This window comes from Amazonocrinis nigriterrae CENA67 (assembly GCF_016056305.1).
In the GTDB taxonomy this organism is placed as follows: domain Bacteria; phylum Cyanobacteriota; class Cyanobacteriia; order Cyanobacteriales; family Nostocaceae; genus Amazonocrinis; species Amazonocrinis nigriterrae.
The window spans coordinates 35,711-50,181 of record NZ_JAECZC010000100.1 but is presented as its reverse complement, the minus strand read 5'-3'; the positions used below and the strand labels follow the sequence as shown (position 1 = coordinate 50,181).

11 protein-coding genes and 2 pseudogenes are annotated in these 14,471 nt (G+C 58.9%); 7 read left to right on the top strand and 6 right to left on the bottom strand.

Annotation, left to right across the window (positions count from 1 at the left end; all coding sequences use genetic code 11):
- Together I8748_RS31265 and I8748_RS31260 are read right to left on the bottom strand one after the other, a co-directional pair.
- Positions 1-773 (bottom strand): pyridoxal phosphate-dependent aminotransferase (locus tag I8748_RS31265; protein ID WP_198128370.1); only part of this gene is annotated, 773 nt, incomplete at its 3' end.
- Between the two features lie 17 nt (positions 774-790).
- Positions 791-991 (bottom strand): hypothetical protein, encoded by a 201-nt coding sequence (locus I8748_RS31260; protein ID WP_198128369.1) that lies wholly within the window; start codon positions 989-991, stop codon positions 791-793.
- A gap of 209 nt (positions 992-1,200) precedes the next feature.
- Between I8748_RS31260 and I8748_RS31255 the strand changes: the two genes are divergently transcribed.
- Together I8748_RS31255 and I8748_RS31250 are read left to right on the top strand one after the other, a co-directional pair.
- A complete protein-coding gene (locus tag I8748_RS31255; RefSeq protein WP_198128368.1) occupies positions 1,201-1,692 on the top strand; it encodes a winged helix-turn-helix domain-containing protein in 492 nt (163 codons plus the stop codon).
- 49 nt (positions 1,693-1,741) lie between these two features.
- Positions 1,742-2,266, top strand: a pseudogene (locus tag I8748_RS31250) (IS630 family transposase); the annotation flags it as partial.
- Here the strand turns inward: I8748_RS31250 and I8748_RS36405 are convergent.
- Positions 2,215-2,526: a nitroreductase family protein gene (locus tag I8748_RS36405; protein WP_198128366.1), complete on the bottom strand. Its 312-nt coding sequence runs from the start codon at positions 2,524-2,526 to the stop codon at positions 2,215-2,217. The pseudogene I8748_RS31250 and the gene I8748_RS36405 sit on opposite strands and share 52 nt — an antisense overlap.
- Positions 2,527-2,539: 13 nt before the next feature.
- Entirely contained in the window at positions 2,540-3,556 is a 1,017-nt protein-coding gene (gene ahr, locus I8748_RS31240) for an NADPH-dependent aldehyde reductase Ahr (protein ID WP_198128365.1), read from the bottom strand.
- A gap of 214 nt (positions 3,557-3,770) precedes the next feature.
- Here ahr and I8748_RS31235 point away from each other — a divergent pair.
- The 5 genes and pseudogenes from I8748_RS31235 to I8748_RS31215 all read left to right on the top strand — a co-directional run.
- Positions 3,771-4,289, top strand: a pseudogene (locus I8748_RS31235) (Uma2 family endonuclease); the annotation flags it as partial.
- A gap of 138 nt (positions 4,290-4,427) precedes the next feature.
- A complete protein-coding gene (locus I8748_RS31230) occupies positions 4,428-5,720 on the top strand; it encodes a glucose-1-phosphate adenylyltransferase (RefSeq protein WP_198128363.1) in 1,293 nt (430 codons plus the stop codon).
- A gap of 49 nt (positions 5,721-5,769) precedes the next feature.
- Entirely contained in the window at positions 5,770-6,495 is a 726-nt protein-coding gene (locus I8748_RS31225) for a segregation and condensation protein A (protein ID WP_198128362.1), read from the top strand.
- Between the two features lie 157 nt (positions 6,496-6,652).
- Positions 6,653-6,874 carry a hypothetical protein gene (locus I8748_RS31220; protein ID WP_198128361.1) on the top strand — a complete coding sequence of 74 codons (222 nt, stop codon included), beginning with the start codon at positions 6,653-6,655 and terminating at the stop codon, positions 6,872-6,874.
- A gap of 97 nt (positions 6,875-6,971) precedes the next feature.
- A complete protein-coding gene (locus I8748_RS31215) occupies positions 6,972-8,933 on the top strand; it encodes an FAD-binding oxidoreductase (protein WP_198128360.1) in 1,962 nt (653 codons plus the stop codon).
- A 214-nt stretch (positions 8,934-9,147) separates the two neighbouring features.
- Here the strand turns inward: I8748_RS31215 and I8748_RS31210 are convergent, their stop codons facing one another.
- Together I8748_RS31210 and I8748_RS31205 are read right to left on the bottom strand one after the other, a co-directional pair.
- Entirely contained in the window at positions 9,148-12,891 is a 3,744-nt protein-coding gene (locus I8748_RS31210) for a caspase family protein (protein ID WP_198128373.1), read from the bottom strand.
- 428 nt (positions 12,892-13,319) lie between these two features.
- Positions 13,320-14,345, bottom strand: a complete 1,026-nt coding sequence (locus tag I8748_RS31205) for an ABC transporter permease (RefSeq protein ID WP_198128359.1) — start codon at positions 14,343-14,345, stop codon at positions 13,320-13,322.
- Between the last annotated feature and the right edge of the window lie 126 nt (positions 14,346-14,471).

The following is a 14,471-nucleotide window of genomic DNA, read 5'->3' as shown; positions in this document are numbered from 1 at the left end:
GGCCGAAGCGCCTCCTCGCCGAGATGGCGAAGCTCCAGCAGTTCACGTTCGTGTGCCCAGCCGAGCCGCCAGCCCGTCATCGCGTAGGTCTTGCCAAAGCCCTCGACGACCAGCACGTTCTCGTCCCACTCGGCCGGGCTGTGCGCCGCGCCGTCGTAGTGGAACGCCCGGTAGATCTCGTCGCTGATGAGGAGGACGCCGCGCTTCCGGGCCAGTTCAGCCACCGCCTTCAGTGTATCCGGCTCGGCCACGACGCCGGTCGGGTTCGACGGCGTGGAGAGGAGGATCACCTTCGTCCGCGGGGTGAGCGCGGCGGCGATGCGGTCCGGGTCGAGTTTGAAGTCCGGGTAGCCGGCCACCGCCACCATCTGGCCGCCCGCCAGCGTAATCATGTGCGGGTAGGCGACGAAATACGGGTCGGGCGTTATGACCTCGTCGCCGGGGTTCACCGCCGCCATCAGCGCCAGCAGCAGCCCGCCGCTAGTACCGCCGGTGACGAGCACGTCGCGGTCCTGGCCGGGGAAGCGCGCCGCGGTGTCGACGGCGAGGCGCTCGCGCAACTCGGCAACGCCCTGGGTGACGGTGTAGCCGTTGTGGCCGGCGTCGATGGCCGCCTTCGCCGCCTCCCGGACCGGCTCCGGGACCGGGAAGTGTGGCTGGCCGATGCTGAGGTTGACCGGGTCTTTGAGCGACTTGCCGAGCTCGAACACCTTGCGGATGCCGGACAATTCGATCTGCCGCGTGCGGTCGGCCAGCCAGGAATCCGGGATCATGCGTCGGGCTCGGTGTGTCAGGGCGGCGGCTTGTCGGAGACCCGGTCGATGTCGCCGATCCGGGCGACCACCCAGGCGAAAAAGATGATGATGGCGACGACGCCGGCGACCATCAGCCAGCCGAGGGTCGGGTCGCCGTGGTGCGCCTCGCCGCCGCCGGTGTAGGTGTACCCGGCGGCCGGCGGGTCGGCGAACAGGGCCGTCAGAAAGCGGCTCATGGTGCGCCCTCCGTGCGGGTGGCGGCCGGCCAGTCCGGCCGCTCTGTCCATCTGACACCGCGGTCTACCCTATTGTTCGCACGCCGCCGCCCAGTCTGCGCGGAATCCGCGCGAAATCGGCGGAAACCCCGGCCCGCACGGGACGAACGGCCGTCTCATACCGAATCTCGTGGATCAGTTTCGGCCTCCAACGGGTGAGGAGGCCAATCGTGACCCGATTCCACGTTGACGAACACCTACCGGCGGACGAAATCGACCGCCGGTACAAGGCCTGCCCCAGCGCCCGGGAGAAGACCCACTGGCAGGTTCTCTGGTTGCTCACCCGCCCCGATGGGCCGCGGACGGCCGCGGCCGTCGGCCGGGTCGTCGGGCTCACCCCGACGTGGGTCCGCACCCTGGTCCGCCGGTGGAACGCCGACGGCCCGGCCGGGTTGGCCGACCGCCGCAAGGGCAACGGCCCGGCCGACGCCCTGACCCCGGAGCGGCAGGCCGAGTTGTACGCCGCCCTCCAGGCCGACCCGCCCGACGGCGGGCTGTGGACCGGCCCGAAGGTCATCCGGTTCGTCCGGGACCGGTGGGGCGTCGAGGTGGTTCCGCAGACCGGGTGGCGGTGGCTCAAGAGCCTCGGGTTCTCCCTCCGGGTGCCCCGCCCCCGGCACCCGCGGGCCGCCACCGCCGAGCAGCAACGGGTGTGGCTTTGACCGGCTCGCCGCCCGCGTCGCGGGCCTCCGGGTCGCCCACCCCGACAAGGTCGTCGAGGTGTGGGCCGAGGACGAGGCCCGGCTCGGGCTCAAGCCGATCGCCCGGCGGGTGTGGTGCCTCAAGGGCCACCGCCCCAGGTCGAACGGGCAGTCGAAGTTCGCGTCGCTTTACGTGTTCGGGTTCACCCACCCGGCGACCGGCCGGACCCGCACCCTGGTCCAGCCGAAGGCGAATACCGGCACGATGGGGGTTGCCCTGTCCGACTTCGCCCGGTGGGCCGATCCCGAGGGTCGGAAGGTGCTGGTGACGATCGTGGACAACGCGGGGTGGCACGTGGCCAAGGCACTGCGCGCCCCGCCGAACGTGGTCCTCCACTACCTGCCGAGTGGCACCCCCGAGTTGCAACCGGCCGAGCCCCTGTGGCCGCTGGTCCGGGAGGCCCTGGCGAACAAGACGTTCCCCACCCTCGCGGCCCTGGAGGAGCCGCTGGCCCGTCGGTGTGAGTGGCTGGCGGACCACCCTCACGTCGTCAAAGGGGCGGTTGGATTCCACTGGGCCGTCAGACTCGGATGACAACTGATCCGCGAGATTCGGTATGAGGCGTCGAGGATTTGCGCCTGGTTATACGAGGCCGGGTGCAGCCCTTTGCGGACCTCTGGGTCGGTGACGACCACGAAGGTCCACGGCTGCAACCCGTAGGACGACGGCGCCAGCACGACCGCCTGTTCGAGCGCGGCCCAGGTGGCGGGGTCAATTCGGCGCGCCGGGTCGAACCCCTTCGTGGCGTAGCGCCAGCGAAGGGCGGTGAGCACGGCGTCGGGCGAGGCGGGCATCGGGACTCCGGGGTCAGGCGGACAGGTCGTTGGCGAGCACGATCCGGTAGCGGGCTTTGCCGGCCCGGAGGTGCGCGAGGGCCTCGTTCACTTTCGACATCGGGAACGTCTCGGTTACGGGACCGATCTTGTGGCGGGCGCAGAAGGCGAGCAGGTCGGCGGTCGTCACCGGGCTACCGAGCGGCGAGCCGGACAGCGACTTCTGCCCCATGATCATCGGGAACACGGCGACCGGGACCGGTTCGAGCACCGCCCCGACGAAGTGGAGGCGCCCCTTCGGGGCGAGTGCGGCGATGAACGCCGGCCAGTTCAGCGTGACGTTCGCCGTGACGAGGATGAAGTCGAGCGTGCCGGCGAGCTTCGCCATCGCCGCGTCGTCGCGCGAGTTGACGACGTGGTGCGCGCCGAGCTTCTTCGCCTCGTCACTCTTCCCGGCGGACGACGAGAACGCGGTGACCTCGCAGCCCCACTTGTTGGCGAACTGCACCGCCATGTGCCCGAGCCCGCCGATGCCGACGATGCCGACCCGGTGGGTGGGCCGCACGTCGCACTGCACGAACGGGTTGAACGCCGTGATCCCGCCGCAGAACAGCGGCCCGGCGGTAGCCGGGTCGAGACCGGCCGGCAGCGGCGTGACCCATTCGGCGCTCGCGCGGATCGTGTCGGCGAACCCCCCGTGCCGGCCGACGATGGTCTGCTCGGCGGTGGCGCAGAGGTTGTGGTCGCCGCTCATGCACGGGCGACAGGTCATGCAACTCTTCGAGAACCACCCGAGGCCGACGCGGTCGCCCGGCTTGCGCGTCGTCACCCCGGCGCCGACCGCCTTCACGGTGCCCGTCACCTCGTGCCCGGGGACGAACGGGTAGGCGGACATGCCCCAGTCGTTGTCGAGCATGGACAGGTCGGAGTGGCAGATGCCACAGTGCGAGACGGCGATCTCGACCTGCCCCGGCGCGAGCGGCCCGGGCTCGAACTCGAACGGCTTCAGGTCGCCCTTGGCGGCGGTGGCGGCGTAGGCCCGGATCGGCATGGTGGTCTCCCGCGAGTGGTGCGAACGGTGCTATTCCTAGCGACGCGGCGGGTGGCGGGGCTAGTCGGCGTGGCGACCGGCCCCGTGGCAGCGGTACACTGCAACAGCAGGAGGACGCGATGACCCCGTTCAGACCCCGACGCCACAACCGGTTCCGCCGCGACTGAACTTCACGTTACGGACCACGGGGTGGTAGACTGCGGTCGAGGAATTCGTCCGTTTTCACGGCCACGAGTCGGGTGTGGAGCTGGTGAAGGGGCGCGTAGTGAGGACGCCCATGCCCGAAGCTGAACACGGCGAAGTCTGCCTGAACGCCGGCGCCTTGATCCGCGACGCGGCGAAAACCGGCAGCCTGGGTCGTGTCATGGGGAATGACACGTTCGTCCGTGTCGCAACGAACCCCGATACCTACCGCGGCGCGGACGTGTGCTTCATTTCTTACGCACGTCTGCCGAAGGGCCAGCCCCGGCCGAAGGGACCGCTGGAGGTGCCGCCCGACCTCGTCGTGGAGGTGCGCTCGCCGACCGACCGGACGAGTGACATCTGGGTGACGGTCGGCGAGTACCTCGGGGCCGGCGTCACAGTTGTGGTCGTTCTCGACCCTGCGCTCGAAGCTGCGGCCGTGTACCGGCAAGGTGATGATTTCCCGCAGCGGTGGCACAACGGCGACGAACTCACACTCCCCGACGTGCTCCCGGGGTTCGCGGTGCCGGTGCGACGGTTATTCGAGTAGCCGCCCGCACGACCGGACCGATTCGCACCGAATCCCCGCACTTCCGCGGATGATAGCTCCTACCCCCGTGTCGGGCACGGTGTTAGCATAGCCGGCGTCGCCGCCCGGCGCCTTCTCCTTCACCGAGGCTCGCTCGCCATGCGCTCTGTCCTCGCCCTCATCCTCGGCGGCGGCCGGGGCAGTCGGCTGTTCCCGCTCACCAGCCAGCGGTCCAAGCCGGCCGTCCCGGTCGCCGGCAAGTACCGGCTCATCGACATCCCGATCAGCAACTGCCTCAACAGCGGGCTCACCCGCATCTACGTGCTGACGCAGTTCCTGTCTGCCAGCCTCCACCGGCACATCGGCAACACGTACAAGTTCGACATGTTCAACCGCGGGTTCGTCGAGGTGCTCGCCGCCCAGCAGACGAACGAGAGCGCCGACTGGTATCAGGGCACCGCCGACGCCGTCCGCCAGAACATCGCCTACATCGAGCGCGAGACCACCGAGCACGTCCTCGTCCTGTCCGGCGACCAGCTCTACCGGATGGACTTCCGCGACCTGTACAAGACGCACGTCGAGAAGGAGGCGGACGTGACCCTCGCCGCCATCCCGGTGAAGGAGGAGGACACGCCCGGGTTCGGCCTGCTTAGCATGACCGACGCCGGCCGGGTGACCGGGTTCGTCGAGAAGCCGAAGACGGTGGACGAGCGGAAGCCGTATCACGTCCCCGCCGAGTGGATCAAGAGCCGCGGGATCGAGCCGCACGGCCGGCACTACCTCGCCAACATGGGCATCTACCTGTTCCGCACCGAGGTGCTACTCGATCTCCTTACCGCCCGCCCGCTCGCCACCGACTTCGGCAAGGAGGTGTTCCCGCGGAGCCTGGAGTCGAAGCAGATCTACGCGCACCTGTTCGACGGCTACTGGGAAGACCTGGGCACGATCAAGAGCTACCACGAGTCGAGCCTGGCGCTCGGCAGCGAGACCCCGCCGTTCGACTTCTTCGCCCCCGAAGGGGTGATCTACACGCGGATGCGCAACCTGCCGGCGAGCCGCATCAACGGCGCGACGCTGGAGCACAGCTCGGTCGCCGACGGGTGCGTGATCGGCCCGCGGACGCGGATCGAGAACAGCCTAGTCGGCGTGCGGACCCGGATCGGCTCGGACTGCATTATCCGCGACACGGTGATCACCGGCGCCGACACATTCGAGACCGACGCCCAGCGGGCGGCGAACGCCAAGGCCGGGCGGCCGAACCTGTCGGTCGGCGACGGGTCGATCATCACCCGCGCGATCCTCGACAAGGACTGCCGGATCGGCAAGAAGGTGCGGCTGCTGAACGAGGCGCGGAAGGAGACGTTCGACGGCCCGGGCGGCACCTATTACATCCGCGACGGGATCATCTGCGTCCCCCGCGGCGCGGTCATCGCCGACGGGACGGTGGTGTGAGGTTGACCGGCGGCCCGCCCGGTGGTACGGGCGGGCTTTCGGGTGTCCCATGCCGCCGTACACCGTCGCCCTCGACGCCTTCCACGGCCCGCTCGACCTCCTCCTCTACCTCGTGCGGAAGAGCGAGGTCGACGTCCTCGACATTTCGATCGCCGCCGTCACCGACCAGTTTCTCGACTACCTCCGGGTGATGCGCGACCTCGACCTCGAGGTCGCCGGTGACTTCCTGGTCATGGCCGCGACCCTCATGGAGATCAAGAGCCGGGCGCTGCTCCCGGCCGATGCCGCGAGCCCGGCCGACTCCGACAAGCCCGACCCGCGGGCCGAACTCGTCAAACAGCTCCTCGAATACCGCAAGTTCAAGGACGCCGCCGCGGCGCTCGAGGAGCGTGCCGGGCTCCAGGGCAGTCGCGTGGCCCGACACGAGCCGCCCGACGCGACCCCCGCCGCCGGCCCGGTCGTGAAGCCGGTCGAACTCTGGGACTTGGTCAGCGCCTTCGCCCGGCTCGTACGCGAGACGCAGGCAGCCGGTGCGACGGTCGCGGTCGATGACACCCCGCAGCACGTCTACGAGGCGCAGATCAAGGACCGCGTTGCCGCCGAGGGGCGAGTCCGGTTCCTCGACGTGTTCACCCCGCCGCACCACAAGACGCGGCTCATTGGCATCTTTCTGGCGGTCCTTGAACTCATCCGCCACCACGGTCTCGGCCTCGACCAGCCCGACCCGGGCGGCGACATCTGGCTCGTTGCCGTTGCGCTGCCGGCGGCGGAGTGATTCTCGTACCGATTTCCCCTCGCGGACGATCGGGCGCGGTGGTAGCGTACCGAGAGCGGCCTTGCACGTCTGTCCGTCGGCCGCCCCGTCCCGTCCGGGCACGGGTCTTGCTCTACCTCTTCCACGGCCGCGTCGCGGCCACCTTCGAGGGCGAGACATGAGCGAATTCAGCCGGATCGACGACCACGGGGACGAGCGCGGGTTGTGCAAGGGCTGTCGCCACTGGGACGCCGAGCACGACAGCCCCACCGCCGAAGATGCGACCGTCGGCCTGTGCATGCATCCCGAACTCACGCACTTTTCGCTACAAGTGACCGGGCACAGCGGGTGCAACCGCTACGCCCCGATCCACGTCGCAACCGAGGCAGCCACAGGCTGAGGCCCGAATGACGAAGGACGAATGAACCAATGACGAAGGACGGGACCGGGCGCCCCTCGTCATTGGACCTTCGTCATTCCGGGGTATACCAGCCGGTATGGACTTTGCCGCCGTGCGCCGCGACTCGCTCGTCCGTTACCTGCGCCGGCACGTCGCCGGCGAGGTGCGGTTCGACGAGACGTCGCGCCGCCTCTACGCCACCGACGCCAGCCACTACCAGGTTCAGCCGCTCGGCGTGGTCGTCCCGAAGACGGTGGACGACCTCGCGGTGACGGTACAAATCGCGTCCGAACTCGGCGTGCCGATCACCGCCCGCGGGGCGGGGACGAGTCTGTCGGGTCAGTCGATCGGCCCCGGCGTGGTGCTCGACTGCTCGAAGTACCTCAACCGCGTCGGCGAGGTCGACGTGACCGGCCGGCGCGTCACCGTGCAGCCGGGCGTGGTGCTCGATCAGCTCAACCGCGAGCTCGCGCCGTTCGGGCTGATGTTCGGCCCGGACGTGGCGACTGCCAGCCGGGCGACACTCGGCGGGATGATCGGGAACAACTCGGCCGGCTCGCGGTCGATCGTGAACGGGCAGACGGTCGATCACGTCCGCGGCCTGACCGCCGTCCTGTCCGATGGGACGGTGAGCATGTTCGGCGCGCTGTCCGCGTCCGAGTACGAGCGCAAACTGGAACTGCGCACGCGCGAGGGCGACGCCTACCGCGCCGCCGCCGCGGTGGTCCGCGACCACGCCCCCGAGATCGTCGCGCGCACCCCGACAATCCAGCGGAAGGTGAGCGGGTACAACCTCGCCTCGCTCGTGGGGTCGAGGGTCGAGGGGCGGAGGACGAGCCCGGGGCAGCGGAACGGACTCGCCCCCCGCCCCTCGACCCTCGACCCCACCTCTCTCGTCCCACTGCTCGTCGGCTCCGAGGGTACGCTGACCGTCACCGCCGGCGCCGAGCTGAACCTGATCCCGAAGCCGCGGCACCGCGGGCTGCTCGTTCCGCAGTTCGCCACGCTTGCCGCCGCGCTCGACACGCTCGCCGCGTGCCTCGAACTCGGCCCGTCGGCGGTCGAGTTGATGGACCGGATGCTCATCGAGCTCGCGTCGCAGCAGCGCGGCCTGAAGGACACGATGGCGGCGGTACGCGGGCGGCCGGAAGCGCTGTTCATGGTCGAGTTCAGCGGCGACGATCCGGCCGACGTATCGTACCGCGTCCACGAGCTCGAACGCCGCCTCCGCGGCGTACCCGGACTGACGGCCGCGGTTCCCGCAATCGAGCCGGCCGTCCGTGACCCGCTCTGGAACCTCCGCAGCGCTGCGCTGCCGCTCCTGTTCGGCACCGTCGGCGACCGTAAGCCGGTGACGTTCGTCGAAGACTGCGCCGTCGCCCCAGAGCGGTTGCCGGAGTTCACCGCCCGGTTCCGCGATATCCTCCACCGCCACGGTACCGACGGCTGCTTCTATGGCCACGCCTCGGTCGGCTGCCTGCACATCCGCCCGGTGCTGAACCTGCACGACCCGGCCGACGTGCGGACGATGCGGGCCATCATGGCCGAGGTGGTGCAGCTCACGCTGGCATTCGGCGGGAGCCTGAGCGGCGAGCACGGCGACGGGATGGTGCGGAGCGAGTGGAACCGGGTGATGTTCGGCCCGGTGGTGTACGAGGCGTTCCGCCGGGTGAAGCGCGGGTTCGACCCGGGGAACGTGCTCAACCCCGGCAAGGTGGTGGACGGCCCGGCGATGGAGGAGAACTTCCGCCACCCGCCCGGCCGCCCGCTGCCGACCGCGCCGACGGTGTTCGACTACGAGGCGCAGGGCGGGTTCTTCCGCAGCGTGGAGTTGTGCAACGGCGTGGGCGTGTGCCGCAAGACGCAGGGCGGCGCGATGTGCCCGAGCTACCGCGTGACCCGCGACGAACGCGACACGACCCGCGGCCGGGCGAACGCGGTGCGACACGCGCTGGAGGCCAGTGGGGGAGTGGGGGAGTGGGGGAAAGGAAAAGGTTTATATACAGTTCACCTTTTTCACCAAAACTTATGCAGTGAAAAACATGAATTTTGCAACTGATACCAATTCTCTATAAACTTGCAATAAATTATCAGCTTTCTCTTCCTTGGCGTTCTTGGCGTCCTTGGCGGTTCGTTTTTTAAAAAGTCTGGTAGGGTGCGTATCAGCGAGAGTACGGCACCACAAATCTCTGACGGTGCGTTAGGACTATTGTCCATACCCCCGTAGGGGCGTACAACTGTACGCCCCTACAGTCTCTTTATGTTATTGAAATTTACTTTTGCAAAGACTGGCCTGGTTGATTTTGATTTTGAGGTTGTGGATTTTTAGGTTGGTGCGAAATCAACATACCAATTAACCCTAATATTGCTATTCCTCCAATCACCGCGCCTATGAACCATTGGGGTTTTTCTTCTAAAGTTGGGGAATTATTAGTGGTATGGTCAACAGCGATCGCAGAATCAGGACTATTAACTTGTTCTGCTGCTGTAGTTTCACTGGTTTGTTCCACTACAGAGGATGCTGCTGTTGTCAGTGGAATTTGCTGTTGCTGGTGAGATGGACTAACTGTTGCAAGGGGCTGATGCAATTTTTGACAAGTCTCTGCTAGTGCTGCTATACCAGCGCTATGGATGAAGTAGACAAGATGGTCGCAAGGGACTTGTTGAATTTGGGGTTGGGGCTGGCGATCGCTACTCACATTTGTAATACTATACACTGTGGCAAAGATGTCGTTTGGTTCTCCGAAAAAGGGCAATGCTACAGTTTTATTAAACAATTTCCGCAGCAGTCGCTCGATGGCATTGAGTTGATTGTTTGGTGAGTCAATAGCAGCAGCAATAATTGATGTGTCACCAGCAATAATTGTGTAACCAACACCAGGGTCAGCACTAGCAGCTAACGTTTTCAATAATTCTGAGTCTGGGCGCATCTGGTCTAAGGAAACATCAATTTGTTCAATGGCTTCAACATTTTTATTGATTGCTTTCAGCAACGTTCCTAACACTGGTACAGGCCAAGTCATTGCTGATAAACCATTTAACCCAATACTCAAAGTGGCTAACGCCCAATCTTGGAGAGTAGACCAAGGGGAACCAGCGTTTGGTGTACCTAACATGATTAAGTGTTGAACAACTTGATTACCTACTTCACGTTCAATAAACCAGCGAGCAATTAAGCCGCCTATGGAGTGGGCGACTATGTGCAAAACTTTGCCGTGATTTTCTCCTAAATTAATAGCGGCAAGTTTTTGTTTGAGTTGTCTGGCATTTTCTTCAATTGATGTGTTCAGAGTTTCGTAATCAAAGGTGAGAACTAAATCATATAATTCATGCAGTTTTGCCTTTTGCACACTGCCAACTATACTTGGTGTTTCACCAAGAAAACCGTGAATATAGAGAACAATTCGGTTTGCTTGGGCAACTCGTGTTTTAATCTCGTCTATTTGCCTAGTATATCTAATAGTTTCCTCGGAAATTACATCTGCGATCGCTAAAGCTGGATAATCAAATTTCAAGCCTAGCTTATCACTCACAATTTTTTGAAACAGAATTTTAATAGAACCCCCCAGGGAACGATTACCCTCACTGACAGGCTGGGTTAAACGTTCTAGGATAATTTCTGTTTTGCCATCAAGGGTACTTTGAGCGCGTCCCAAAGGCAAGAAAAACTCGCCATCATAGCTGATGGGTAATAATTGCTCGTCTGGTCTTAATGGTGTGTCAACAATTAATTTCAAAGGTTGAGCAGGTGTCACCACCGTTGCATCTTCAACTTGAGTTAACTCTAATACATTGCCAGTTGGTTCATTGCCACGAGTGACAGGAAACTGAAAAGATTGAATGCCTGAACGAGTTGACTGTAATATGGTCGGCAAAATATTATTGTTTACATCTCTGGTAGATGAATTAACTGTGGTTAGATGAGCATTAGCTTTGAAAGTAGGATGTGATTGCAACTTGACACCAGTTGCTAAGAAAATACTTGCGTTTCCTCTAGGAATTGATTGTTGGGGGCGGATAGTTGTTATGGTAATTTGACTTGTCACCCAATCGTTATATTCTTCCTCGTCATCTTGCATGATACTAAAATCTCGGCTTTGGATGCGATGCATTAAACGGTTGAGTGTTCCTTTTTGTCCCTGTCCCAATGCTCTTTTTATATGGGGCAAATCTAATTTGTCTTGTTCAAGTAATCTGGCGTCAAATTCCGATGTACTGACAATCAATTTGTAGATATCAGTAAATTCGGTAATTCCCTGTGTTAATAATTCGTTGGGAATCTCTGCATAAAGAGTTTGACCTCCTAATGCCCAAGCTTCTTGTCCTGGTTCTAGCCAAACTCCTTCAGTTGCAAATAAACCAGCATCTACTTTATATTGTTGCGTTAAATCTAAAACAGCACAATAAAGTGATTGCTGACTAATATTTTTCAGTTTGATTTTAAAAGGTGGTCTTTTCCACCTACCATTTTCTTGACGATATTCTAAGCTAATTTGCGGGTCTTGAGTTTCTTGTTCTTCCTGATAAATAATCATCTGCACTGCATCAGGTGGAATTCTACTAGTTGCAGGGCTGGAAAGTTCAGCAATATTCGTCCACCGGGCAATATGTTCTAATCTTTGAATAGCTTGCCAAGCAGTTGCAGAGTTGTAACCAGAAATTTGGGCGACTAAAGGACGGTCATCGGCGGGGCGGGTGATGAGGTATTCTTCATCACGGGCTAGCAATTTAAATTCGGCAAGTTCTGGTGTGGTGACTTCTCGCACATATAATGAATATTGATTCTGGGGCCCAGCTTCCATGAGTGCATTGCGTGCTAGTTCTACGCCTGCATTTTCTCCTGTAATTAAAACTCCTTTGGGTGGCAGAGGTAAACTAGTAATAACTGCTTTAAAAGTGGTTTGTAAATTTAAGTCGCTGACACCGTTAATTTGAACTTTACTCAGTTGCGGTAGAACTTGTGTGACTTCCGCTTCACCAATGGCGGCTGAAAGTTGGTGTAATTCTGCGGTGGGAGTGTCGAAGGGAAATAACGCCAGTATTGTCGTCTCACCCGCAGCCGTTTGGGGAATACCGTGAATACTACCGCCGTCAATTGTCCAGCCGTAATCTTGATGATAACTGACACTGAAGTAAGGAGTGTGTGCGGCGATCGCTCCTCCTAAAAATGGTTGTTCTAAATCTCCCATCACCATTGCTTCTATTTGGGGTGATTGAGATGTGACTTTTGCACGAACTAAAGCATGAGTGCGTTTGAATAAATCTCTGTAACTCAAACTGCCATTAGCTTTTTTTAAAGTATCCAGCAAAAAGTAAGAAAATGCTCCCCGGCTTTGCCCTTCTGCGTTGTATTCTTTAGCTTCCTCAATATCGCGGCAAGCTGCTAATAAGATATGGCTTCCTGTGGGCACAGTCCAGCCAGTGGAATTTTTTGCTAAACTGCGGGAATTTAAAAGTTGATCAACTTCTGGTAGGGAGAGGAGAAAGCTGTTTAAAGGTCGCTGGCGGTAATCAATGGGTGCTTTACGGACTGCGGTTTCTGTTTCTAAATCGCCACGAGTCCCAGAACCAGAGTGACAACAGTCCATAATAATGGCAATGTGAGGATTTTTCTCGGCTACCTCAGCAATCAACTGTGCTAATTCTTTATCTGCTAAATCCCAATTGCCTAAACTGCGGCTATCATAACAAACTAAAGTTTCATTTAATCGGTCTGGTTCTAAAGACCAAAATTCTTCCGGTGCTTGTTCTTGACTACCATGCCCTGAATAGTAAAAAAAAGCAACGTCTTCACTGCCAGCTTGGCATAGATGTTGACGGAAACCATCGATAACTGCTTGACGGGTGGCTTCTTGATTTAAAAGTGTGCGTAAATGTAACTGGTATCCATCGCTCTGCACGCGCCCTAATAAATATTCTCTAACTGCCGTAATGTCGTTGACACAACCCCTCAAGGGAGGCACTGGACTGACGTATTCATCAATACCAACAAGCAATGCATATATATTCATGATAATTCCTAATTCGTAATTTCAGATACATAGCATCAGACTTAATACAGGCTGTTTTGAATACTGGACTCTCTTATTCAAAGAGTATAACTAATTTAAATTTTCTGGTATTGTTTCATCATTTTTTAATATTTATTTTTAATTTTATTGTCAAAAATATGCTTATATTTAAGAGGTTGTTTGAAAAGTATTATTGCTAACATCAAAACCTAAAAAACCTAACCCCCCTACCCCCCTTCCCTACGAGGGAATGGGGCTTTTAAAGCCTCTCTCCCTGTGGGGGAGAGGTTTGGAGAGGGGTTTTTAGTATACTTTTCTACTTTTCAAACATCCTCTAAGCCGAAAGACAACTTGAGTAGCTTGTTAAAAACTTTGTGTCTTTGTGCCTTAGTGGTAAAAAAATATCAACCACAAAAGACACAAAGACACCAAGATTAATAGCGGATTCGCGGGTCAACATAAGCATTTAAAATATCAATTAAAATGCTGGCGCTGACAACGATCGCTCCAAAAAATACTAATACTCCTTGGACTGTGGGATAATCGCGATCGCTAATTGCTTGATAAAGTCGATTTGCTAACCCAGGCCAAGAAAAGGTAACTTCTGTTAAAATTGCTCCTCCCAACAGAGAAGCAAAGGTGAGTCCTAAAACTGTAATCACTGGAATTAAGGCATTTTTTAAAGCATGGGAAACTAAAATTTTATTTTCACTGATTCCTCTGGCTCTTGCTGCTTCTACATAATCTGCTTGCAAGGTTTGCTTTAAATTCACTCGCACAATGCGCTCAAAAATTCCACTTAGCAAAAGCCCAAGGGTGACACTAGGCAGGGTAAGATGGTGCAAAGATGCAAAAAATTGAGTTAAATTACCATTCAGCAGACTGTCAATTGTATATAATCCGGTGATGGGCGTAGGTGCAGCTAGACCAGGGGGAAAACGGTTAGAGTTCGGAAACCAACCGAGTTGTACTGAGAAAATCAACTGCAAAATCATCCCCGCCCAAAACATTGGCAGTGCGTAGGTGATAATACCAAACAACCGTCCGCCAACATCAAAATATGTCCCAGGACGAGAAGCCGAAAGAGTACCAACCAAAACCCCAATGAACAATGCAACAGCCATGCTACACACAGCTAACTCCACTGTTGCGGGAAAATATTGTGTGATTATTTGCCAAACATGTTGACCTCGACTTGTTAAAGAGGTTCCCAAATCAAACTGTATTATGCTGCCTAAATAATTCCAGTATTGTAGCCACAGGGGAAGGTCTAAGCCGAGTTGTTTCCGCAATGCTTCTTTAGCAGCTTGTGGGGCATGTCCACCTAGAATAGCATCAGCTGGGTCACCTGGGGTTGCTCTCAGTAATAGAAATACAATTGTGATAATCGTCAACAGTTGCAGTGGCGCTAAAAGCAACCGCAAGACAATGTAATATTGTAGGGCTTTGGAGCGAGACATAAGTTAGTTGTTAGTTGTCAGTTGTGAGGCAGTGCGTTGGGCGGCTTTGCCGACTTGAAGCAACTGCCGAACCCGAAGGGTTAGTTGTCAGTTGTTAGTTGTAGGGGCGGGTTCTGCAATGTTACT

Excerpts from the sequence above, each read along its gene's own strand:
- I8748_RS31225 (WP_198128362.1), top strand. The coding sequence starts at position 5,770 with ATGCCGCCGTACACCGTCGCCCTCGACGCCTTCCACGGCCCGCTCGAC.
- I8748_RS31215 (WP_198128360.1), top strand. The coding sequence starts at position 6,972 with ATGGACTTTGCCGCCGTGCGCCGCGACTCGCTCGTCCGTTACCTGCGC.
- I8748_RS31205 (WP_198128359.1), bottom strand. The coding sequence starts at position 14,345 with ATGTCTCGCTCCAAAGCCCTACAATATTACATTGTCTTGCGGTTGCTT.
- I8748_RS31230 (WP_198128363.1), top strand. The coding sequence starts at position 4,428 with ATGCGCTCTGTCCTCGCCCTCATCCTCGGCGGCGGCCGGGGCAGTCGG.
- I8748_RS31260 (WP_198128369.1), bottom strand. The coding sequence starts at position 991 with ATGAGCCGCTTTCTGACGGCCCTGTTCGCCGACCCGCCGGCCGCCGGG.
- ahr (WP_198128365.1), bottom strand. The coding sequence starts at position 3,556 with ATGCCGATCCGGGCCTACGCCGCCACCGCCGCCAAGGGCGACCTGAAG.
- I8748_RS36405 (WP_198128366.1), bottom strand. The coding sequence starts at position 2,526 with ATGCCCGCCTCGCCCGACGCCGTGCTCACCGCCCTTCGCTGGCGCTAC.
- I8748_RS31220 (WP_198128361.1), top strand. The coding sequence starts at position 6,653 with ATGAGCGAATTCAGCCGGATCGACGACCACGGGGACGAGCGCGGGTTG.